Genomic DNA, 20,609 nt, shown 5'->3' on the forward strand with positions numbered 1-20,609 from the left:
ACGCGTGTCACACCGTCGGGCCCGCCGACTTCCCGCCGCCGGGCGGGCCTTATCCGACCAGGTGGTCGAACTCCCCGTCCTTGACGCCCAGGAGCATCGCCTCGATCTCCGCGCGGGTGTAGACGAGCGCCGGGCCGTCGGGGAAGCGCGAGTTGCGTACCGCCACCTCGCCGCCGGGCAGCCGGGCGAACTCCACGCAGTTGCCCTGCGAGTTGCTGTGCCGGCTCTTCTGCCAGGCCACCGCGTGGAGCTCGGTGAGCTCCGTCGCGGCCATGCCGTTGTACACGTCATCCACGCCGTACACGTCGTGGTCCACAGGTCGCTCCCCGGGGTGGTGCAGTAGTGCGCTGGATGCGCGTTGGCTCTGATGTGGCCGGTGTTGCCAGTGATGCCTTCGTTGCCAGTGGTGGCCGCCTTGTCAGTGACGCCTGCCTTGTCAGTGGTGTCGGTGTTGCCGGTGACACCAGTGATGCGGCAGTCAACTGCCCCGGATCATAGCTTTGTTCACGTGCAGATGCATGAGCGGATGCACGTGCACGGGGGGTGTCTCCCCGGTTACAGCACCAGAGAGACGTAGGACGGCGCGATCCTGTTCCATCCGGGCCCACATCTCTCCGTACGGCGTGCGGAACCGGGCGGTTCAGGGCAGGGAGGGCGGCGCCCGCGAATGGCGGAAAACGGACGGCCCCGGGGAGGCCGTGGAGCCTCCCCGGGGCCGGGTGGGGGGTGGTGGTGCGGGTTATGCCAGATGGTGCGTGCGGTGCAGGTGGTGCAGGTGGTGCGGGTGGATATTCGGGTCGGTTCGGGCAGGCGGCTCAGCGTGTGGAGTACGGCAGGAGGGCCATCTCTCGGGCGTTCTTGATGGCCCGCGCGAGCTGGCGCTGCTGCTGCGCGGTGACACGGGTCACACGGCGGCTGCGGATCTTGCCCCGGTCGGAGATGAACCGGCGCAGCAGGTCCGTGTCCTTGTAGTCGATGTACGTGATCTTCGCCTGGTCCAGCGGGTTGGGGCGGGACTTGGCGGGCTTGCGCTCCGGCTTGCGGGGCATGGCGGTTCAGACCTCCAGGAAGGTGTCGAAGGGGCGCGGCAGCCGTTCCCAGGCGGCGCGGCCCGCGGCGTACTCGGCGTCGGTGAGCAGGCAGGACTCCAGCAGCCGTTCGAGTCCGTCGCGGTCCAGGCCCGGGGAGGTGAAGACGAGGTGCTGGCAGCGGTCGCCGTGTTCCGGGTGCCAGTCGAGGGCGGCGGCGGCCCGGCGGACCGGGGGGACCATGTCCCAGGCGGCGTCCGGGAGCGAGGCGAGCCAGGGGCCGACCGACTCCACGCACAGGGCGCCGCCGGCGGCGTCCCAGTGGAGCAGGGTGTCGGGGCGCTCGGCCAGCCAGAACCTGCCGCGGCTGCGGGCCGCCGCGCAGCACAGGTCTTCGAGTGCGGCGTAGAGGCGTTCCGGGTGGAAGGGGCGGTGGCGGTGCCAGACCAAGGTGGTGACGCCGTGTTCGTCCGCGTCGGTGGGGAGGAGGGCCGAGGCGGGGTGCTGGGCCGCGGCTGCGGCGTCCACGTCGAAGCCGGCGAACGCGGCGGCGAGCAGGGAACCGTGGGGCGCCGTGGGGGTGGCGGTGCGCTCCGGAGAGCGGGTGCGTCGTGGCTGGTCGCGCAGTTCCCCGCGCCCCTCAAGAGCAAGGGGCGCCCCCTGGCTCTGGATGGGGACCCGCTGGGCTGTCGGGTGGAGTTGGGCCAGCAACGCCCTGTCCTCGTCGTCCGCGTCCTCCGAGTCCAGTACGGCGAGGACCGGGGCGTATTCGAGTTGGCGGGCGAAGGTGTCGGCGACCGTGCGCTGGTCGGTGGTGGCGGCGGCGAGGCCCCGGTCGGCGAGGTCGTCGCCGTTGCCGAGGTAGGGCAGCAGGAGGGCGGGGTCGACCGCCGTGATCACGGAGGTGAGGCGGAGGCCGCTGGCGGCGATCACCTCGGCCATGGCCTTCGGCTCGACGGAGTCCCAGAGTTCGACGACCGCGAGGCGGGTGAGGCCGGCGTCGGCGAAGCGCTCCAGTTCGGGGACGAGGTCCTCGCGCAGCGCGCAGCAGGCGCAGTCGTTGACGAGCGGGGTCTCACCGGTGGTGATGAGGCCCGCCGCGTCCCGGACGGTCCGGACGACCTTGGCGTCCGGACCGTCGGTCGCGGTGGAGAGGTCGTGGTGCAGCGCGACGCTGCCCGGTACCCCGGCGAGCAGCGCCTCGACGGCGGCCCGCCGGGCGTCGGCGTGCAGCCCGCCGACGATCGCGACAGACAGCTGGGTCACGTCGGTCAGCCTCGCTTCGTTCCGGTCACGCCGGTCGCGCCGGTCGCGCCGACTGATCCGGTTGTGCCAGCCGACCCGGCTTTCCCGGCGCCGTACCGCTTCTGGAACTTCTCCACGCGGCCGGCGGTGTCCAGGACGCGCGCGGTGCCCGTGTAGAAGGGGTGGCTGACGTTCGAGATCTCGACGTCGACCACCGGGTAGGTGTTGCCGTCCTCCCACTCGATCGTCTTCTCGCTCGTCATCGTCGAGCGGGTGAGGAAGGTGTGGTTCGCGGCACGGTCCCGGAAGACGACGGGCCCGTACGACGGGTGGATGTCCTTCTTCATCGGCGCCTCAGCGCTCCTCTCGGAAGTCGACGTGACGGCCCGCCATCGGGTCGAACTTGCGCAGCGTCAGCCGGTCCGGGTCGTTCCGGCGGTTCTTGCGGGTGACGTAGGTGTAGCCGGTGCCGGCCGTCGACCGGAGTTTGATGACCGGGCGGAGTTCGTTGCGTGCCATGCTGCTACCTTACTGAAAATGAATTCCATTTACACCACCTGATCGAGAGAGGTGCATCACCTTGTCCGCCCACTGCATGCTGACCGGCGCCCAGCCCGGCTTCGGCAACCGCATCTCGCACTCCCACCGGCGTACGTCCCGCCGCTTCGACCCCAACATCCAGTCCAAGCGGTACTGGCTGCCCAGCGAGAACCGCCATGTGCGGCTGCGGCTGAGCACGAAGGGGATCAAGACCGTGGACGTCATCGGCGTCGAGGCCGCGGTCGCGCGGATCCGCGCGCGCGGCGTGAAGATCTGAGGGGCTGAGGAGCCGATGGCGAAGAAGAGCAAGATCGCGAAGAACGAGAAGCGCCGGGAGATCGTCGCGCGGTACGCCGAGCGGCGGGCCGAGCTGAAGGAGATCATCCGGCGGCCGTCCGCCTCGGACGCCGAGCGCGAGGCCGCCCAGCGGGAGCTGCGCGCCCAGCCGCGCGACGCCAGCGCGACCCGCGTCCGCAACCGGGACCAGGTGGACGGCCGGCCCCGGGGGCACTTCCGCAAGTTCGGGCTGTCCCGGGTGAGCCTGCGGGAGCAGGCGCACGCGGGGTATCTGCCGGGGGTGCGGAAATCCTCCTGGTAGGGGGTGGGTGACGGGGGCGGCCCGGGCCTGCCTGCCGCTGGGGGCGGTGTGTCCCAGGGGTGCCGGGGCGTCCCGTCCTTCCCGGAGTTCTCACAGTTCCCGGCCGTCTGACGCCGAGGTGCTGCTGGTAGCTTGCCGCTGTCGCCGCGGCGACCGGATCCGGCCACAGCTTTGGGAGACCTCCAGTGACTACGGTGACCGCGGCGACCACCGCGCAGACGGCAAGGCCCGCGACCAGGGCTTCCTCCGCGAGCCGGCGCATACGCGTCGTGGCCGCGGCGGCGGGGCTCACGGCCGCGCTCGTGCTGACCGGGTGCAGCGGTGACAGTAGTGACAGTGGTGACTCCGGGACCAAGGGGTCGTCCGCCGACCCGAAGCCGTCGGACGGCGCCGACGGCTCGGACAGCGGCGGCTCCGGGGACTCCTCCGGCGCCGAGACCGAACTCCAGGGCAACTGGCTGGCCACGACCGGCGGCAAGCCGGTCGCCCTGTTCGTCAACGGCGGGGAGGTCGCCGTCTTCGTGGGCACCTCGGTGTGCAGCGGCAAGGTCTCCGACGAGGCGAACATGCAGATGATCAGCCTCAAGTGCCAGGACGGCAGCGACGACCGCACCGAGGGCATGGTGAACAAGGTGAGCGCCAAGTCCCTCACGATCACCTGGGAGGGCGGCGTCGGCGAGGAGACGTTCCGCAAGGCGGAGGGGTCGATGCCGTCCGGGCTGCCGACGGATCTGCCCACGGCGAGCGCGGGGTCGTAGGCCGGCTCGGGCGGGAGGGGCGCGAGGGGTGGGGACGGACGCCTCGACTTCGGGCGCTGGGGCATGGCCCTGTCCGAGCCGGGGCAGTGCAGTCGTCCTCGGGCGGTAGGGCATGGACCTGTCCGGGCCAGGGCCGTGGAGCCGTCTTCGGGCGGTGGGGCGTTGGGGCAGTGGGGCTGGGGGCTGCGGGGCTGCGGGGCTGCGAAATGGGCCTCGCTCGGCAGCCGGGTCGTAGATCATGTGTCGGACGGGCCGCGGAACCTCCGGGTTCGGTGGCCCGTTCGCACTTTCACATCGCCGCCGGCTGTGCCGTGACAGCCACGAACTCCACCGGGAACACCATGCGCACCGCTCCGACCGCCATCGCCGCCGCCCTTCTCGCGGCCCTCACCCTGACCGCCTGCAGCGGGAGTGACGGGGGTGACGGCGGGGACGACGGCAAGACCGGTGCCGCCGCCACCACCGAGAGCGCCCAGGAGGGCGCCTGCACGGCCGCGCGGGTCGGCTTGGAGGTCGGGCCCAGCAGTGCGGCGCCGGCCGCCGGGGACGAGGGGGCCGTCCCGGTCACCGTCACCAACAAGGGCGACGCGGCCTGCACGTTGAAGGGCCTCGCCGGGGTCGATCTGTTCGCCGGCGAGAAGTCGTGGGCGCTCAAGCCGCAGGAGGGCGCGTCCGAGGACACCGAGGTGAAGCTGGAGGGCGGCCAGTCGGTGAGCTTCTCCATCTCCTACGTGCGCGGGGTCGCCGGTGACGCGGAGAAGAGTGCCGCCGTGGACGAACTGAAGCTGACCCTGCCCGGCGACAGCAAGGTCAGCAGCTTCAAGTGGCCGGACGCGGAGGTCGCGGTGAAGTCCGAGAGCACGTTGGAGGCGACGGTGGGGCCGTTCCTGCCGGTGGGCGACTGAGTCGTCGGGGCCGGCCCCGGACCGGAACGAACCGGGGACGGCGTCAGTGCGGAGGCCGGGCCGGGGCCACCCGGGTGGGCGTCTGTGCCGAGGCCGGCCGGAGCCTGGGGCAACGCCCGGAGCCTGGGGCAACGCCCGGAGCCTGGGGCAACGCCCGGAGCCTGGGGCAACGCCCGGATCATGAGGCCAGGTGCGGAGCACGAGACCCGGCGCGGGACACGAGACCCGGCGCGGGACACGAAGCCAGGCGCGGGACACGAGGCCAGGCCCGTTCCCAAGCCGGCGTCCGTTTCCGGGTCAGTGACCGGCCCGGGTGATGGCGCAGCCGGGGTCGGTCACGACTCCAGGGGCGGTCACGGGCCGTGCCGGTTCCCAGACCGGCGTCGCCAGTGACGGGTCAAGGCCCGGCCCGGGTCATTCCGGTAGCCGGGGGCGCGCCCTGACCTGGGCGCGGTCTGCCGCTTCCGCGCCCTGTTGCCAGCCGGCGAGGTCGCTGACGCCTCGGACTCGGGTGGTCACCGTGTCCGGGAACATCCGGCTGAACTCGTCGTGGACGGCCACGTCGCGGGCGGCGAGGACGGGCAGCAGGTCCTGGTCGGAGCCGCCGACCCCAACCGCGCCCCCGGCCTCGGCCTCGGCCCGCGCCTCGGCCACCTGGGCCTCGGCCACCGCCGCCAGCCGGTCGCCGATGCGGTGGGCGTAGGCGGCCAGGAACGACTGCCGAAAGGTCTTGGTCCGCTTGCGGCCGCCCTTGCGCTGGGCCGCCTCCGCCTTGGTCATGGCGGTGGTGGCCTGGACGAGGAGCGAGGTGTGCAGCAGCTCGACCACCTCCAGGTCGGCCTCGAACCCGACCACCGTGGAGAAGCCGAGGGCCTCGTTCCACACGGCCTCGCAGCGGTTCGCCCGGGCGACCGCGTCGAGGAGGGTCGCCTTGGCCGTCTCGTACGGCGGGTCGACACCGATCCGGCACGCGCCGGGCGTGTCCTTGCTGTGCGCGCGGGCCGCGAGGAGCGCCTCGTCGATGCTGTGCCGCGCCATCAGCTCCTGCGCCTTCGCGCTGAGCGCCTCCGCCTCCTCCGGGAAGCCGGTCGCCTCCGCCTTCGCGAGGAGCGCACGGATCCGGCTGAGCATGCGGGACTCGGGGTGGGGCGAGTTCTTGGCGCCGCCGACGTCCCGTGGCCGGTCCAGGGGTTCGAGGGTGGGCAGGCGCAGGAGAAGGCGGTACAGCTCCAGGGCGGTGGTGGCCTGTGAGAAGCGGTCCGCGCGGGTGGGGTGCGCGGCGAGCTCTCTGATGTCGTCGAGCTGGGCGGCCCAGCGCGGGCCGGGGGGCTGGGGGCGGGCGCCCGTCCGTCCGGTCCCGTGCTCCCTAGCAGCGGACTCGTGCTCCTCGACGACGAGGCGCGCGAGGAGCCGTACGTGCTCGTCCTCCAGCTCGCGCCGTGCGAACCGGACGACGTCGGCGGGCTGCCAGCCCCGCCGCCAGGCCCCGGCGACGAACTCCCGCCCGCGCCGGGCCAGTTCGACGTCGGCCGCCGGGTCGGCGGCGAGCAGGGAGGCGCCGGTGTCGAGGGCGGCGTCGGTGTCGGCGTAGAGCGCGGCCTCGAAGGCGCGGTCCACCGTGCTGGTCGTACTCACGTGTTCGATCGTGTCATGGGGTGGGGTGGGGTGGATCAGGGTCCCTGGGGCGGGGATTCCGGCCGGGGTATGGCTGGCCCTACCTCCAGGACGCCCTCCAGGGGTCGTGTGCGGGCGGGGACCCGGACGGTTCGCTAAGGGCATGACCACAGTGGAGAGAGACAACGCCTCGGCGGAGGCGGGCAGGGTGTCCGCGGAGGCGGGCGGGGTGTCCGCGAGGGCGGGTACGGCCTCGGCCGGGGCGGGCCGGAGCCGGGCCGGAGCCGACGGGGACGGGGCAGGGCACAGGGCAGGGCACGGGGAGACGGGGGGCGCGGCGGTACGCGTGCGGGGGCTGCGGCGGGCCTACGGGGAGGTCGTCGCCCTCGACGGGGTGGACCTGGACTTCGGGGGCGGGACCTTCACCGCGGTGATGGGGCCGTCGGGGTCGGGGAAGTCGACGCTGTTGCAGTGCGCGGCGGGGCTGGACCGGCCGTCCGGCGGGACCGTGCGGGTCGACGGCGTGGAGCTGGCCGGGCTGAGCGAGAGGCGGCTGACGCTGCTGCGCCGGGACCGGATCGGTTTCGTCTTCCAGGCCTTCAACCTCCTCCCCTCCCTGACCGCCGCGCAGAACGTCGCCCTGCCGCTGCGGCTCGCCGGGCGGCGCCCCTCGCGGGGTGCGGTGCGCGAGGCCCTGGCCCGGGTGGGGCTGGCCGAGCGGGCCGGACACCGGCCGGCGCAGTTGTCCGGCGGGCAGCAGCAGCGGGTCGCCCTGGCCCGTGCGCTGATCACCCGGCCCGCCGTTCTCTTCGGTGACGAGCCCACCGGGGCGCTGGACACCACGACCAGCCGTGAAGTGCTGTGCCTGTTGCGGGAGTTGGTGGACCGGGAGGGTCAGACCACGGTCATGGTGACCCACGACCCCGTGGCCGCGTCGTACGCGGACCGAGTGGTGTTCCTGGTCGACGGGCGGGTGAGCGGCGAGCTGGTCCGGCCGTCGGTCGAGGCGGTGGCCACGCGCATGACGGGGCTGGAGCGGGTGGCGGGGGACGGCGTCGCCGGAGGTGTGACGTGCTGACTCTGTCGTCGTTGCGTACGCGGTGGGCCGCGTTGCTCGGGTCGTTCGTCGCCGTGATGGTGGGGGTCGGGGTGATGACGGCCATGGGTCTGGGGCTCGCGGCGTCGCTCGATCCGCCCGCGCGTGCGCCTGAGCGTTTCGGCTCCTCCCCCGTGGTGGTGGCGGGCCAGGACAGACTCACGGTGGAGGTCCGGCGGGGCCCGGGGACGGCCAGGGTGTCGCAGAAGCTGGCCCGTCCACACCCTGTGGACAAGCGGTTGCTGGCGGAGCTGCGGAAGCTGGGGCCGGTGCCGACGGGCGCGGGCGGGACGGACGCGACCGGCGCCGGCTCGGCCGGGGCGGACACGGCCGGGGTGGACGCGGTCGGGGTGGACGCGCCCGTGGCCGAGGTGCGGGCGGTGGTCGGGGAGCGGGCGCGGGTGCTGACCGGCGACGCCCGACGGCAGGTGGACCCGTCGTACGAGCGGGACGCGCAGGCCCTGGTCGCCGTGAACGCACTCCTGGGGACGGCCGGCGGGGTCGCCGCGTTCGTGTCGGTGTTCGTGACGGCGTCCACGTTCGCGTTCGTGGTGGCGCTGCGCAGACGGGAGTTCGGACTGCTGCGGATGGCGGGCGCGACCCCGCGTCAGGTACGGCGGCTGCTGCTCGGCGAGGCCGTGGCGGTGGGGCTCGTGGCGTCCGGCGCCGGGTGTGCGCTGGGGGCGTGGGGGGCGCCGCTGCTGGTACGGGAGTTGGTGGACGGCGGGGTCGCGCCGTCGTGGTTCGCGGTGCCGGACACGGTCGTGTGGCCGTATCACCTGGCCTTCTGGACGGGGGTGTCGGTGGCCCTGGCGGGGGCGTGGGTGGCGGCGCGGCGGGCCGGGCGGACCGGGCCCGTGGAGGCGCTGCGCGAGGCGTCCGTGGACACGGGGGTGCTGCCGCTGTCCCGCCGGGTGATCGGTGGCGTGCTGCTGGTGGGTGGACTGGGGTTGCTGGCCTGGAAGGTGGGGACGGACCCCGCCGAGCTGCTGAAGCGGAAGACGTACACCACCCAGCCGATGCTGCTGATCACGGCCGTGGCCGCGCTCGCGCCGCTGCTCGTACGGCCGGTCGTACGGCTGGTGGGTGCGGCGCTGCCCGGGGCCGTCGGGCTGCTGATCCGGGAGAACGCGGCCACGTCCGTACGCCGTACCGCGGCCGTCGCCGCGCCGGTGCTGGTGACCGTGGCGCTGGCCGGGTCGCTGCTGGGGGCCGCCGGGACGGTCACCGGGGCGAAGGGCGCGGAGGCGGCGGCGCGGACCGGGGCGGACTTCGTGGTCACGGGTGAGGCGGGAACGGGGCTGCGGGACGAGGTGGTGCGGGGTGCCGTCGGGGACGGGGCGACGGTGGTCGGGTCCGCTTCCACCGCCGTGTACGTCGTGGAGGAGGGGACCGCGCTCGTGCGGTCCGAGGCGCGGGCGGTGACGGACGCGGCGGCGCTCGCGACGGTGTCGCGGCTGCCGGTGGTCGCCGGTGACGTGCGGGATCTCGACGACCGGTCGATCGTCGTCAACGAGGAGTGGGAGCGGCACGAGGTGGGCGAGAGCGTGCGCGTGTGGCTCGGCGACGGGCGGCCGGTACGGCTGCGGATCGCGGCGGTGCTCGCGGAGGGGACCGGGGACAACGGGGCGTACGTGACGGCCGCGAACGCGGGTGGGGCGGTGGTGGACCGGGTCGAGGTGCGGGTCGCTCCGCGTGGGAGCGGGGTGGAACGGGCTGGGGTGGCGGCGGCGCTGGAAGGGCGGTCGGAGCGGGCCGGCTGGACCGTGCGGTCGGCCGGGGAGTGGCTCGCGGCGAACCGCCCCGGCACCAAGGCGCACACCCGGCTGGGGTTTGTCGTGGTGCTGGGGATCGCGCTCGTGTACGCGGGGATCTCGCTGGCCGGGACGTTGCTGATGGCCACGTCGGCGCGGGGCGCGGAGCTGCGCTCACTGCGGCTGGCGGGGGCGACGCGGAGGCAGGTGCGGGTGGTCGTGGTGGGCGAGGCGCTGGTCGCGATCGCGGTGGGAGCGCTGCTGGGGGTCGCGGTCACCGCGGTGAACCTGGCCGGTATGGCGGGGGCGTTGGCGATGTTGTCGGCGCCGGTGGGTGTGACGGTGCCGTGGGAGGTGCTCGGCGCGTGCGTGGGGGCGTGCGTCGGGGTGGGTGGGGTGGTGGCGGTGGCGAGCGCCGGCGGGGTGAGGTAGCCGGGCGCGGGAGGGGGTGCGGCGCCCGATGGGGTGGGGGTGCGGTGGGGGGCGTGTGCGGGTGGGGGGTGGCTGGGCGCGCCGTTCCCCGCGCCCCTTGCGGGAGCCGTGGTGGGCCGGCATTGAGCGTCGACGCGTCCCGGTGCGGCGCCCCGATGGGGTGGGGGTGCGATGGAGGGGCGTGTGCGGGTGGGGGGGGTGGCTGGGCGGGCCCCCGCGCCCCTTGCGGGGCCCCTCGTGCTGCGGCGGCGTGAAGGGCGTGGACGACGCAGACCAGGTGTCAACTTCGGGTTGACGCCCGAGGGGTGTCAACCTACGGTTGACACATGACGACGAATCCTCGAGTCACCTCCTCCATCCGTCTCGACGAACTCATCGAAGCCATCAAGAAGGTCCACCCGGAACCGCTCGACCAGCTCCAGGACGCGGTCATCGCCGCGGACCACCTCGGTGACGTGGCCGACCATCTGATCGGCCACTTCGTGGACCAGGCCCGGCGTTCGGGCGCGTCCTGGACGGACATCGGCCGGAGCATGGGGGTCACCCGGCAGGCCGCGCAGAAGCGGTTCGTGCCGAAGGCCGAGAACGACCTCGACGCCAGCCAGGGCTTCAGCCGCTTCACCCCCCGCGCCCGGAACGTGGTCACGGCCGCGCACAACGAGGGCAAGGCCGCCGGCGCCGTCGAGGGGCTGCCCGCCCACCTCGTCCTCGGACTCCTCGCCGAACCGGACGGGCTCGGGGCCAAGGCGCTCGTGGCCCAGGGCCTCTCCCCCGCGGCCGTACGGGACGCCGCCACCGCCGTCCTGCCGCCGGCCGCCGCCGAGGTCCCCGAGCTCATCCCCTACGGGCCCGACGCCAAGAAGATCCTCGAACTCACCTTCCGCGAGGCCCTGCGCCTCGGCCACAACTACATCGGCACCGAGCACATCCTCCTCGCCCTCCTGGAGTTCGAGAACGGGCAGGGAGTGCTCAGCGGCCTCGGCGTCACCAAGGAGGCCACCGAGGCCCACGTGACCGAGGCGCTCCAGGCACTCCAGGCCCTCATGCAGGAGCAGAGCCAGGGGCTGGGACAGGGACAGGGATAGCCACAGGGGGCGCGAGGAGGAGAGGGGCGGGGGGAAGGGGCCGGGGGCGGCGGGTGGCCGGTGGGTCGGGTCGCGTTCTGGGGCCGTTGTCAGACCCCCCTGTCACACTCGCACCCATGACCGACCGGTGGGTGCTCGCGACGGCCGAGGACGGGGGCGTGGAGATCGCCCCGCTCGGCGCCGACGGGCTGCTCGCGGGGGCGGTGACGTGGGAGCCCGATCTCGCGGAGGCGGTCCGGCGGCGCGGGCCGCAGGTAGGGCGGTGGGTGTGGCGGTCCACCGGTGAGGTGTATCCACGGCTGCTCGCCGCGGGGGTGCGAGTGGAGCGGTGCTACGACATCGAGGACGCCGAGACCCTGCTGCTCGGACACGAGGGCCGGCTCGGCGAACCCCGCTCCGCCGCCGCCGCGCTCGCCCGGCTCCGTCGCGCCCCCGTGCCCCCGGACCCGCCCGCGCGCTCGGCCGACCCCGGCGCCCAGCCCTCCCTGTTCGAGCCCCGCCCCGTCCACGTGCCCCTCACTGACCTCGTCGAGGTGTACGCGGACCAGCAGCGGCGGCACGACGCCACCGTCCACCCCGACCGGATGCGCCTGCTGACCGCCGCCGAGTCGGCCGGGATGCTGGTCGCCGCCGAGATGAACCGGGCGGGGCTGCCGTGGCGGGCCGACGTCCACCGTGACGTGCTGCACGAGATGCTCGGCGAGCGGTACGCGGGCGGGGGCGAGCCACGTCGGCTCGCCGAACTCGCCGAGGAGGTGTCGCAGGCGTTCGGGCGGCGGGTGCGGCCCGATCTGCCCGCCGATGTCGTCAAGGCCTTCGCCCAGGCCGGCACCCGGATCCGGTCCACCCGGCGCTGGGAGATCGAGAGCCTCGATCATCCGGCGGTGAAGCCTCTCCTCGAGTACAAGCGGCTGTACCGGATCTGGGTCGCCCACGGGTGGTCCTGGCTGCACGACTGGGTCCGCGACGGCCGCTTCCGCCCCGAGTTCCTCGCGCACGGCACGGTCACCGGACGGTGGGTCACCAACGGCGGGGGCGCCCTGCAGATCCCCAAGGTGATCCGCCGCGCCTGCGTCGCCGACCCGGGCTGGCGGCTCGTCGTCGCCGACGCCGACCAGATGGAACCCCGCGTGCTGGCCGCCATCTCCCGCGACCCCGGGCTGATGGAGGTCGCGGGCCGCCCCACCGACCTCTACCAGTCCGTCTCCGACCGCGCCTTCTCCGGCAATCGCGAACACGCCAAACTCGCCGTGCTCGGAGCCGTGTACGGGCAGACGTCCGGGGACGGGCTCAAGAACCTCGCCGCGCTGCGCCGACGGTTCCCGCTCGCCGTGCGGTACGTCGACGACGCGGCCCGCGCGGGCGAGGAAGGCCGGCTCGTACGGACCTGGCTCGGGCGTACGTGCCCACCGGCGGTCGGCGCCTCGGACTCGGGCGGCGACGAGGCGGGCCTCCCCCAGGACGACGGTGACCCCGACACCCGGGAGCGCGGACAGGGCGACGAGTGGGTCCCCGGGTACGCCTCCACCAACTCCCGCGCCCGGGGCCGCTTCGCCCGCAACTTCGTCGTCCAGGGCAGCGCCGCCGACTGGACCCTGCTGCTGCTCGCGGCCCTCCGCCGCGCCCTCGACGGCATGGCGGCCGAGCTGGTCTTCTTCCAGCACGACGAGGTGATCGTGCACTGCCCGGAGCGGGAGGCGGAGGCCGTGGTGGCGGCGATCCGTGAGGCGTCGGAGCTGTCGGGGCGGCTGGCGTTCGGGGAGACGCCGGTGCGGTTTCCGTTCTCGACGGCGGTGGTCGAGTGTTATGCGGATGCGAAGTGAGGGGTGCCGGGGGGCGGGTGCGTGGGCGGGGGGCGCCTTCCGGGGTGGGGGTTCTGTCGGGTGGCGGCTGCGGGAGCGTCGGGGCTGGTCGCGCAGTTCCCCGCGCCCCTACAGGGCGGCTGCGCCGCCATTCGGCGTGCGGTTCTTCAGTAGTTCTCTCAGGTCCGTCGCCACCGTCGAGTCCGTGTCGTCCAGGATTTCCTGGGCGCGTTCCCATTCGTGGTAGGCCTCCTCCTCCTGGCCCCCGGCGCGGAGCAGCAGCCCCCGCTGGTGCCGGGCCAGGCCCACGGCGTACTGGTCGGCGCGGCGTTCGGCGAGGTCGAGCAGGACCGCGCACTCCTGGGCCGCGCGGTCCGGGCGCCCGAGTTCGCGCAGGGCCCGTACCAGGCCGAGCCGGGACTTGGACTCGCCCTGCCAGTCCTCGTCGTCGCCGAGGATGCGCAGGCTCTGCTCGAAGTTGCGTACGGCGGCGGCCGGTTCGCCCAGGCGGAGGTGGGCGTAGCCGATGTTGCAGTGCGCGGTGTGCCGTACGACGAGACTGTCGGCGATCTCGCCCAGCGCCAGGCTCCGTTCGTGGTGGGCGATGGCGGCGCGCGCGTCGGTGTGTTTGTACAGGTTGCCGAGGTGGCTGAAGGTCACCGCCTCGCCGTAGGGGTCGCCGAGCAACCGGGACAGTTCCAGGCTCTGCCGGAGCGTCTCCTCGCTCTCCTCGTACCGGCCGAGGCTCTCCAGCACGAGTCCCCGGTTGTTCAGGCAGCGCCGTACGCACGACACCACTCCGAGGCGGCGCCACAGTTTCAGGCCCTCGTCGTTGAGGGCGAGCGCCTCCGAGGCCCGGCCGGACATGAAGTGCAGCCCCGCGCGATCGGTGAGGGCGAACGCCTCGGCCTCGTCGTCCCCGAGGGATCTCGCGATGTCCAGCGCGTGCCGGCCGAGCACGTCCAGCTCGGCGAGCCGGCCGCCCCGGTGCAGATGGGGGAAGAGGTGGCGGACGAGGGTGGGGACGAGCGCCGCCGCCGGGCCGCCGTCCTCCCGGGCGCAGCGCTCCACCAGGGCGACGATGTTGGGGAGTTCGCGGTCGCCCCAGGCGAAGGCCTCCTCGGCGGAGGTGAGTTCCGGGGGCCCCTGGTCCGGCACGGGCGCGGTGGTCCGCAGGCGTTCGTCGCGCTCGTAGCCCGGCGGGAGCATCACCAGCAGGCTCTGCCGGGCGTGTCCGGCGTACCAGCCGAGCGCCTGCTGGACGGCCTCGCAGGTGTCGGCCGGGTCGGCGAGTTCGCGGGCGAAGTGGCGTACGAGGTCGTGGGGGACGTAGCGGCCGTACGTCGTCTCCTCCAGGAGGGCCACGTCGACGAGGCGGTCGAGGGCGGCCTCCGCGCGGAACTCGTCGGTGCCGGTGAGGCGGGCGAGGAGGGGCGCGCCGTAGGCGGGCAGGTCCAGGGCGCCGATGCGGATCAGGACGTGGGCGGCGTCGCGGTCGGCCTCGCGGTGGGAGGCGCGCAGGGCCTCGTGGGCGACGGCGAGGGAGCGGCGGACACTCAGGTCGTCGTATTCGAGGTGCTGCAACCGCCCTTCCGTGGCCGCCAGTTGGTTCGCCAGCGCGTCCGGGGTGAGGGCGCGGCGGGCGGCGAGGCGGGCCGCGACCACGCGGAGGGCGAGCGGGAGGCGGCCGGTGAGTTCCACGAGGGGGTGCGCGGCGTCCAGGCCCGCCGCGCGGCCCGAGGCGGCCCGCAGCAGGGCCGCGCTCTCGTCGTCCGACAGCGGGGCGAGCGGGAAGCGGTGGGCGCCGTCCAGGGCGGTGAGGGGCGAGCGGCTCGTCACGATGACCGCGCAGCCGGGGCCCGCCGGGAGGAGGGGGCGTACCTGGGCGGCCGTCGCGGCGTCGTCCAGAACCATCAGGGTCCGGGTGGGGGCGAGGGTCGAGCGGAGCGACGCGGCAGCCGCGTCCGGGTGCTCGGGGATGCGGCGGGGGTCGGTGCCGAGGTCCCTCAGGAGGGCGGCGAGGGCCTGGGCGGGGGTGAGAGGGGTCATGCCCGGGGTGGCGCCGTGCAGGTTGATGTACAGCTGGCCGTCGGGGAAGTGCTCGGCGAGTTCATGGGCGAGGTGGAGGGCGAGGGCGCTCTTGCCCACGCCGGCCATGCCGCTGATGACCGCCGTCGGCGAAGCGGGGCGCCTGTGGGCTCGGGGGGCATGCTGCGTGGGCGAGTGCGGGTGCGGGTGCGTCGTGGCTGGTCGCGCCCACGCGGTGGTAGCCGCGGATTCCGTGCCGCCCCGCGCCCCTGGCGGAGTGGGGGCGGGGGTTTCGTCACACGCGCCCCCGGCCAGTTTCTTGCGCAACTCCGCGAGTACCTCTGTCCTGCCCGTGAAATAGGCCGGAGGTGGCGGGAGTTGGGCCGGGCGGAGCGGGGGGTCCTCGGCAGGGGGGTCGGACGGGGTCGTCGGGCGGGGCTCGGGGGGCTGTTCGCGCAGGATCTCCACATGGGCCTCGCGTACGGCGTGGCCCGGCTCCACGCCGAGTTCGTCGAGGAGGCGCGCGCGGAGGTCGCGGTGGACGGCGAGGGCCTCGGCCTGGCGGCCCGTGCGGTGCAGGACGAGCATGAGAAGCCGGTGGAAGGCCTCGCGCAGAGGGTGTTCGGTGACGAGGGCGGCGAGTTCGGGCGCGAGGGCGCCGAGCGCATGCGCCCCGGCGGGTTCCGTCTCCGCCCTGTCGGCCGCGAGGTGGAGTTCGGCGTCGTACCGGCGCTCCAGAAGCAACAGCCGTGCCTCCTCCAGGCGTTGGACGAACGCCTGGGCGCGGAACTCCTCGACCGGCAGTCCGCCGAGCGGTGTGCCCCGCCAGAGCGCGAGCGCGGCGGAGGACTCCCGTACGGTGCGAGCCCAGTCGCGCTCGGCGTGTGCGGCACGGGCGGCGCGGGCGTGGGTCTCGAAGACGCGGACGTCCAACTCGCCCTCGTCGACCCGCAGCAGATAGCCCGGCGGGATCGCGCGCAGCCGCTCGGGGTCGTCCAGCAGCCTGCGCAGCCGGGTCACGTGGTTCTGCAGGGAGGCCTGCGCGGAGGGCGGTGGCGCCGCGTCCCACAGCACGTCCTTCAGGGTGTCGACGGAGACGACCCGCCCGGGTTCGAGCAGCAGCGCGACGAACAGGGCGCGCATCTTGCCGCTGCCGACGGACCGTACGCCGCCACCGGGGGCACGGCCGTCCGAAGTGCCACCGGGACCACCGGGGCCACCGCCGGAACCCATGGCTTTCCCGGGCACTTGGGTGACATCCGCGTCCGCGTCCCCGGCACCGATGCCGGTTCCGTACAGAACCGGCGGACCGAGCAGTCCGAACCGCAGCCCGTCCCGCATAGAACCCGTCCGCTGCCTTTCCGCACCGTCGTTCCGGGCCCGCCCCGCGGCGACCTGCCGCCGCCTCCCGTACGGCCCCCCGTGGAACCGTTGGGCTCATGTTAGCGATCCGTTGGCGGGACCTGATGTGATCACTTCATCGGATCCGGCGACGACGGCGCACGCGTGAGACGCGTAGCTCGGGGGAGTGCCGCCGCCGCTGCCGGATCCGGGAACCGCACAAAGCGCTGTGCCCCGGTCGGTGGAGGTGAACGACCGGGGCACTCGTGTGTGCGGGACGGGCGGCGGGGGCGGGCGGCCATCGGGGGCTGCGGGCAGCTGTCGGCGGGCGGGCGTACGGGATCGGGGAGCGGCCGTACCGGATCGGCGAGCGGCCGTACGGGATCGGGGAGCGGCCGTACCGGATCGGCGAGCGGCCATACGGGATCGGCGAGCGACCCCGGGCCTCATGGGATCGGCGAGGGGCCCCGGACGGCCTCACGGGATCGGCGGGCGGGCGTACGGGATCGGCGAGCGACCCCGGAGGAGCATCGGGCCGGCCGGCCTACAGGATCGGTGGGCGGCCCAGCCGCGTCAGGCGCCAGACCGTCCGCCAGCTCATCGGCCGGCGCTCGCCGCCCGACTCGCGCCAGCCCTCCGCGAAGCCGCCGAACCAGGCCTTCAGACCGCCGACCGAGCGCATCCGCAGCAGGGTGATGAGGACCCACACGCCAAGGTGAACGGGGATGAGCGGGAGCGGGAGGCGGCGGCGGGCGAGCCAGACGCGGTTGCGGGCGTTGACGCGGTAGTAGATGGCGTGGCGGGCGGGTGAGGTCTTCGGGTGCTGGAGGAGCAACTCGGGGGCGTACAGCACGGTCCAGCCGGCGTCGAGCGCCCGCCAGGCCAGGTCGGTCTCCTCGTGTGCGAAGAAGAACTCCGCGGCCCAGTCGCCCGTCTCGCCGAGCATGGCCATGGAGAGGGCGTGGCCGCCGCCGAGGAACCCGGTGACCGGGCCGCCGCGCATCGGGTCCTTCGCCCCGACCCTCGGTACGTGCCGCCGCTGGGTCTCGCCGTGCTCGTCGGCGATCCGGAACCCGACGATGCCGAGGCGGGGGTCGGCGACGTACAAGTCCCTTACGCGGCGCAGTACATCGGCGTCGACGAGCAGACCGTCGTCGTCCAGTTCGACGACGACGTCGATGTCACCGAAGGCGCGCAGCCGCTCCAGGGCGACGTTCCGGCCACCGGGGCAGCCGAGGTTCTCGTCCACCTCGATGAGGGTGACCTCGCCGGGCAGGTCCAGCCGTTCGGCGAACTCGGGGAGCGGGCAGCCGTTCCCCACGATCACGATGCGTTCGGGCGCGACGTCCTGCTTGGCCACGGAGGCGAGCAGCGCGTCCACCTCCGCGGGCCGATTGCCCATCGTCACCACGGCGACAGCGACCCGAGGCCCGGCCTCCACCACGACACCAACCCCATTCCGTCCACGGACCGCCGACGACGACCGGCGCGGCCGACGACCGCCGACCCGCTTCCCGTCCTCCACCGACTGTTTACGGCCGGGATGCTAGTCGTTCACGCCGGAGACTTCGCATCGACTGCTCTACTTCGCCGTCCCCGGCCCTCGTTCGTCACGCAGGTTCTCCTAGTCGTGACACCGACTGCGGTCTTTCCGCGCGCACTTGATTACGGATCAGACCCATGGCCCGCGCCGGTCGTTCTCGGCCGTTTCCACCCCGCTCGTCAAGGGCGCTGACGGCACTCATGGCGTTCATGACCTAGGACGCGGAGATCCTCAGCGCCTACCTGAACCGCTATCCGCCCCGCACCGACCTGCGCCACGACCAGCCCGTGGTCATGGGTGCCCTCCTGTACGTCGACAGCCGCCTGTGTACGTCGGCAGCCGCCTGGGCACGTCCCACGCGGCGCCCTTCACCGCGCCCGGCGGCCTCCACCAGCACTGGGTGAACGCCGTCCTCCACGGGCCGGACCGCCCCGCGTACGCCCCCGAACGGGAGCTGGCGACCGTGACCCGCCTCTGCGACTTCGCCGACGACTGGACCACGTCGGGCTGAGGTCACAGCGGACGGGGCGGTCGCAGCTCTGGCTGGAGCGTCGTTCCTCGGCTAGGGTCCCGCCCCATGATCTCTGGGGGAGGCCCGGCTGCCGACGCGACGGTCGTGCGATACGGCCTGCGGCGGTTTCTCTGGACCCTGTTGTTCGTGCCGGTGACGCTCGTCTCGGGTGGGCTCGGTGTGGTCGAGGCGGTGTACGGCGGCGACAGCGACAGCCGGTTCACGGTCTGGGGCCCCGTGTTGTTCCTCCTGATGGCGCTGTTGTTCGCCGTTCCGGTCGTCTTCGCCTGTCGGACCCTCCGATGGAGGGCAGCGTTCGACGCGACGGGATTCTGGTGGATCCGGGGCAGGGAGACCGCGTTGTTCCGCTGGGACTCGCTCGCCGGAGTGGGGATCTACTGGACGCCCCAGATCTTCACCCTCGAACTCTGCCCCCGGGACGAGATCGACCGCGACGACCCACTGCTGTGGCAGTTCGTCCGTGACACGGAACCGCTCCGGCCCGGCCTGCCCCGCCTGCGCTACCGCATCCCCCTCCCTCACGCCTACAAGCCCTACGAGCAGGCCCTGCGCCGGTGGGCGCCCGAGCTGTGGTTCGGCGTGGTGGCGCAGCCGCCGTCGTACGCGGGACAGCCCGACCGGGCGGGCCACCGGGAGCGCACGGCGAGGGGCGGGAAGGGCTGACCGCCGGCCGCGCGCGCCCTCTCCCATCCCACCGTGACGGGACGTACAACCCCCGTGCCCGGAGCGCGAGTCGGCGCTCCGGGCCCCGGTGCGGACGCGGGCCTCAGGCCCGCAGCGGGTTCGAGCGGACCGCTGCCATCAGGTACCAGGCCGTGGCGCCCGTGTGCCGGTACGGGTAGTAGCCGAACCCGAAGCCCGTGTCGAGGGGGCTGCTGGCCGAGACGACGCCCGAGCGGTCGGGGAGGGCACGGCCGCCGACGGTCTGGCCGGTGCCGAGGAGGTCCTGGGCGCGTTCGAGAGAGGCGAGGAGGCGCCGGGCGCGCTTCTCGTCACCACGCGCGCCCCGGTCGCGCAGGGCGAGCGCGAGATGGGCCGTGCCCTCGAACCAGACGCCGTTGCGGTTGGGCTTGGGCTGGAACTCGGCGATGGGCGCGTCCTCGTTCGCGAGGAGGCCGGCCGAGCTGAAGGTCACGCCCTCGTACGACTGCCCGGCGGGGACCGTGCTGTTGCGGCGCTCGGCGTGGTCCGAGACGGCGAGTTCCCGGGCCGCCCAGTCGAGGGAGCGCGCGTACCGGTCGGAGTCGAGGGCGAGGTGGGTCCAGGTCTGGGTGTCCTCGGGGATCGGGGACTTGTTGACGGTGACACCGTCGTTCGTGCCGGTGTAGAAGAAGCCGCCGGACGCGCCCCGGCCCGGCTCCCACATGCCCTTCACGAAGGCTTCCGCCCGTGCCCGCCGCTGCCACCACACCCGGTCACCGGTGAGCCGGGCGAGCCGCCCGAACAGGCAGATCAGGTCGGTGTTGTGCTCGGTGGAGGTGAACGGCAGCTTCTCGTTAGCCCCGTTCACGCCGAACTTGTAGCCGCCGAGGGGCTCGTCGGTACGGCCGGTCCGCTCGATCCACTCCCCGATCCGTACGGCGGCGGCCAGGAACCGCCGGGCCCCGGTCCGCCGGGCCAGCGCGCTCAGCGCGATCCCCGCCCAGGCCATGTCCCCCACGGCCGTCCCCGTGAAGCCGAACTGGGTGCCGACATTGGCCGTCCCGTCCGCGCGCACGAACCCGTCCGGCTGCGGTACGCCGTCGAAGAAGACGTACGGCCCGACGTTGTACGCCTGGCGCAGCCGGCCGTCGTCGTACGCCGGGTCGTGCTCCTGGGCGTAGATCAGCGCGTCCCCGAGCGCCACCGCCCGGGCCCGTCCGTCCCCGGTGCGCACGGCGAGGTGGGCGAGGATCGCGAGGGCGTTGTCGTAGGTGAAGGCCGTACTGAACAGGCCCGCCTGGTCGGTGTAGCTCTGGGTCAGCCGGAGGTCGCCGTGGTCGGGGTAGGCGTCCATGGCGGCGGCGAGGAAGGCGTGCCCGCGCCGGGGGGCGGAGCCGCCGGACGCGGCGGACGCCGCGGACGCCTGCGATACCGGGGATGGCTGCGATACCGGGGATGCGGCGTGGGCCGTGCCGGCGCCCGCGCCGACCGCGGTGAGCGCTGTCGCCGCGCCGAGGCCGGTGCCGAGGAGCCTGCGGCGGCTGAACGCGCGGGCTCGTCCGCCGGTACTGCTGCCGGTACTGCCCGTACTACCCGTGCCGCCGGTGGTGCCGCTGGTGCCCGTGCTGCCGGTCATGGGTCTCCCTTGGAGATGCGAGGTGCGGGT

At 73.8% G+C, this 20,609-nt stretch carries 20 protein-coding genes; 11 read left to right on the top strand and 9 right to left on the bottom strand.

The features are described from left to right. Positions 1-49: 49 nt before the first annotated feature. The 5 genes from ACZ9QC_RS17405 to rpmG all read right to left on the bottom strand — a co-directional run bounded on the left by ACZ9QC_RS17405 (position 50) and on the right by rpmG (position 2,792). On the bottom strand, positions 50-316 hold the full coding sequence (locus tag ACZ9QC_RS17405; RefSeq protein ID WP_193382079.1) for a DUF397 domain-containing protein: 267 nt from the start codon (positions 314-316) through the stop codon (positions 50-52). Between the two features lie 499 nt (positions 317-815). Beyond that, positions 816-1,049 (bottom strand): 30S ribosomal protein S18, encoded by a 234-nt coding sequence (rpsR, locus tag ACZ9QC_RS17410; RefSeq protein ID WP_184905141.1) that lies wholly within the window; start codon positions 1,047-1,049, stop codon positions 816-818. Positions 1,050-1,055: 6 nt separating this feature from the next. Next, positions 1,056-2,294 (bottom strand): CobW family GTP-binding protein, encoded by a 1,239-nt coding sequence (locus ACZ9QC_RS17415; RefSeq protein ID WP_472920945.1) that lies wholly within the window; start codon positions 2,292-2,294, stop codon positions 1,056-1,058. 5 nt (positions 2,295-2,299) lie between these two features. Further along, entirely contained in the window at positions 2,300-2,620 is a 321-nt protein-coding gene (locus ACZ9QC_RS17420) for a type B 50S ribosomal protein L31 (RefSeq protein WP_472920946.1), read from the bottom strand. Between the two features lie 7 nt (positions 2,621-2,627). Then, entirely contained in the window at positions 2,628-2,792 is a 165-nt protein-coding gene (gene rpmG, locus ACZ9QC_RS17425) for a 50S ribosomal protein L33 (RefSeq protein ID WP_033524681.1), read from the bottom strand. A gap of 61 nt (positions 2,793-2,853) precedes the next feature. On the opposite strand from rpmG, the gene rpmB reads away from it, so the two are divergent. The 4 genes from rpmB (at position 2,854) to ACZ9QC_RS17445 (ending at position 5,074) form a co-directional block, all read left to right on the top strand. Further along, a complete protein-coding gene (rpmB, locus tag ACZ9QC_RS17430) occupies positions 2,854-3,090 on the top strand; it encodes a 50S ribosomal protein L28 (protein ID WP_184905144.1) in 237 nt (78 codons plus the stop codon). Positions 3,091-3,105: 15 nt separating this feature from the next. Further along, on the top strand, positions 3,106-3,411 hold the full coding sequence (gene rpsN, locus ACZ9QC_RS17435) for a 30S ribosomal protein S14 (RefSeq protein ID WP_184905146.1): 306 nt from the start codon (positions 3,106-3,108) through the stop codon (positions 3,409-3,411). 185 nt (positions 3,412-3,596) lie between these two features. Further along, positions 3,597-4,169, top strand: a complete 573-nt coding sequence (locus tag ACZ9QC_RS17440; RefSeq protein ID WP_472920947.1) for a hypothetical protein — start codon at positions 3,597-3,599, stop codon at positions 4,167-4,169. A 341-nt stretch (positions 4,170-4,510) separates the two neighbouring features. Further along, entirely contained in the window at positions 4,511-5,074 is a 564-nt protein-coding gene (locus ACZ9QC_RS17445) for a DUF4232 domain-containing protein (protein WP_472920948.1), read from the top strand. A gap of 414 nt (positions 5,075-5,488) precedes the next feature. On the opposite strand, the gene ACZ9QC_RS17450 is transcribed toward ACZ9QC_RS17445, so the two are convergent. Continuing rightward, positions 5,489-6,709, bottom strand: coding sequence for a DUF2786 domain-containing protein (locus tag ACZ9QC_RS17450; protein ID WP_472920949.1), 1,221 nt, complete (start codon positions 6,707-6,709; stop codon positions 5,489-5,491). Between the two features lie 142 nt (positions 6,710-6,851). Between ACZ9QC_RS17450 and ACZ9QC_RS17455 the strand changes: the two genes are divergently transcribed. From ACZ9QC_RS17455 to ACZ9QC_RS17470, 4 genes are all read left to right on the top strand, one after another. Then, the gene (locus ACZ9QC_RS17455; RefSeq protein ID WP_472920950.1) at positions 6,852-7,766 is read left to right on the top strand and encodes an ABC transporter ATP-binding protein; all 915 of its coding nucleotides are present in this window, start codon (positions 6,852-6,854) and stop codon (positions 7,764-7,766) included. Next, positions 7,760-9,970 (top strand): ABC transporter permease, encoded by a 2,211-nt coding sequence (locus ACZ9QC_RS17460; protein WP_472920951.1) that lies wholly within the window; start codon positions 7,760-7,762, stop codon positions 9,968-9,970. Before ACZ9QC_RS17455 ends, ACZ9QC_RS17460 begins: the two co-directional genes overlap by 7 nt. Positions 9,971-10,296: 326 nt before the next feature. Next, positions 10,297-11,055, top strand: a complete 759-nt coding sequence (locus tag ACZ9QC_RS17465; protein ID WP_472920952.1) for a Clp protease N-terminal domain-containing protein — start codon at positions 10,297-10,299, stop codon at positions 11,053-11,055. A 116-nt stretch (positions 11,056-11,171) separates the two neighbouring features. Further along, positions 11,172-12,878 carry a bifunctional 3'-5' exonuclease/DNA polymerase gene (locus ACZ9QC_RS17470; RefSeq protein WP_472920953.1) on the top strand — a complete coding sequence of 569 codons (1,707 nt, stop codon included), beginning with the start codon at positions 11,172-11,174 and terminating at the stop codon, positions 12,876-12,878. A 108-nt stretch (positions 12,879-12,986) separates the two neighbouring features. On the opposite strand, the gene ACZ9QC_RS17475 is transcribed toward ACZ9QC_RS17470, so the two are convergent. Both ACZ9QC_RS17475 and ACZ9QC_RS17480 read right to left on the bottom strand, forming a co-directional pair. After that, on the bottom strand, positions 12,987-16,226 hold the full coding sequence (locus tag ACZ9QC_RS17475) for an AfsR/SARP family transcriptional regulator (protein ID WP_472920954.1): 3,240 nt from the start codon (positions 16,224-16,226) through the stop codon (positions 12,987-12,989). A gap of 544 nt (positions 16,227-16,770) precedes the next feature. Then, positions 16,771-17,628, bottom strand: coding sequence for a glycosyltransferase family 2 protein (locus ACZ9QC_RS17480; RefSeq protein ID WP_472920955.1), 858 nt, complete (start codon positions 17,626-17,628; stop codon positions 16,771-16,773). Positions 17,629-17,996: 368 nt separating this feature from the next. Between ACZ9QC_RS17480 and ACZ9QC_RS17485 the strand changes: the two genes are divergently transcribed. From ACZ9QC_RS17485 to ACZ9QC_RS17495, 3 genes are all read left to right on the top strand, one after another. Then, complete coding sequence (locus ACZ9QC_RS17485) at positions 17,997-18,173, top strand: DUF6000 family protein (RefSeq protein WP_472921722.1); 177 nt, start codon at positions 17,997-17,999, stop codon at positions 18,171-18,173. Then, on the top strand, positions 18,095-18,280 hold the full coding sequence (locus tag ACZ9QC_RS17490) for a DUF6000 family protein (RefSeq protein WP_472920956.1): 186 nt from the start codon (positions 18,095-18,097) through the stop codon (positions 18,278-18,280). Before ACZ9QC_RS17485 ends, ACZ9QC_RS17490 begins: the two co-directional genes overlap by 79 nt. A gap of 66 nt (positions 18,281-18,346) precedes the next feature. Further along, a complete protein-coding gene (locus tag ACZ9QC_RS17495; protein WP_472920957.1) occupies positions 18,347-18,964 on the top strand; it encodes a hypothetical protein in 618 nt (205 codons plus the stop codon). A gap of 103 nt (positions 18,965-19,067) precedes the next feature. Here the strand turns inward: ACZ9QC_RS17495 and ACZ9QC_RS17500 are convergent, their stop codons facing one another. Continuing rightward, complete coding sequence (locus ACZ9QC_RS17500; RefSeq protein ID WP_472920958.1) at positions 19,068-20,579, bottom strand: Tat pathway signal sequence domain protein; 1,512 nt, start codon at positions 20,577-20,579, stop codon at positions 19,068-19,070. Positions 20,580-20,609 lie beyond the last annotated feature (30 nt).

The sequence above is a fragment of the Streptomyces sp. HUAS MS02 genome, from assembly GCF_055702265.1.

Coding starts and splice junctions, on each gene's coding strand:
- rpsR (WP_184905141.1), bottom strand. CDS start 1,049: ATGCCCCGCAAGCCGGAGCGCAAGCCCGCCAAGTCCCGCCCCAACCCG.
- ACZ9QC_RS17420 (WP_472920946.1), bottom strand. CDS start 2,620: ATGAAGAAGGACATCCACCCGTCGTACGGGCCCGTCGTCTTCCGGGAC.
- rpmG (WP_033524681.1), bottom strand. CDS start 2,792: ATGGCACGCAACGAACTCCGCCCGGTCATCAAACTCCGGTCGACGGCC.
- rpsN (WP_184905146.1), top strand. CDS start 3,106: ATGGCGAAGAAGAGCAAGATCGCGAAGAACGAGAAGCGCCGGGAGATC.
- ACZ9QC_RS17445 (WP_472920948.1), top strand. CDS start 4,511: ATGCGCACCGCTCCGACCGCCATCGCCGCCGCCCTTCTCGCGGCCCTC.
- ACZ9QC_RS17455 (WP_472920950.1), top strand. CDS start 6,852: ATGACCACAGTGGAGAGAGACAACGCCTCGGCGGAGGCGGGCAGGGTG.
- ACZ9QC_RS17465 (WP_472920952.1), top strand. CDS start 10,297: ATGACGACGAATCCTCGAGTCACCTCCTCCATCCGTCTCGACGAACTC.
- ACZ9QC_RS17470 (WP_472920953.1), top strand. CDS start 11,172: ATGACCGACCGGTGGGTGCTCGCGACGGCCGAGGACGGGGGCGTGGAG.
- ACZ9QC_RS17475 (WP_472920954.1), bottom strand. CDS start 16,226: ATGCGGGACGGGCTGCGGTTCGGACTGCTCGGTCCGCCGGTTCTGTAC.
- ACZ9QC_RS17480 (WP_472920955.1), bottom strand. CDS start 17,628: ATGGGCAATCGGCCCGCGGAGGTGGACGCGCTGCTCGCCTCCGTGGCC.
- ACZ9QC_RS17495 (WP_472920957.1), top strand. CDS start 18,347: ATGATCTCTGGGGGAGGCCCGGCTGCCGACGCGACGGTCGTGCGATAC.
- ACZ9QC_RS17500 (WP_472920958.1), bottom strand. CDS start 20,579: ATGACCGGCAGCACGGGCACCAGCGGCACCACCGGCGGCACGGGTAGT.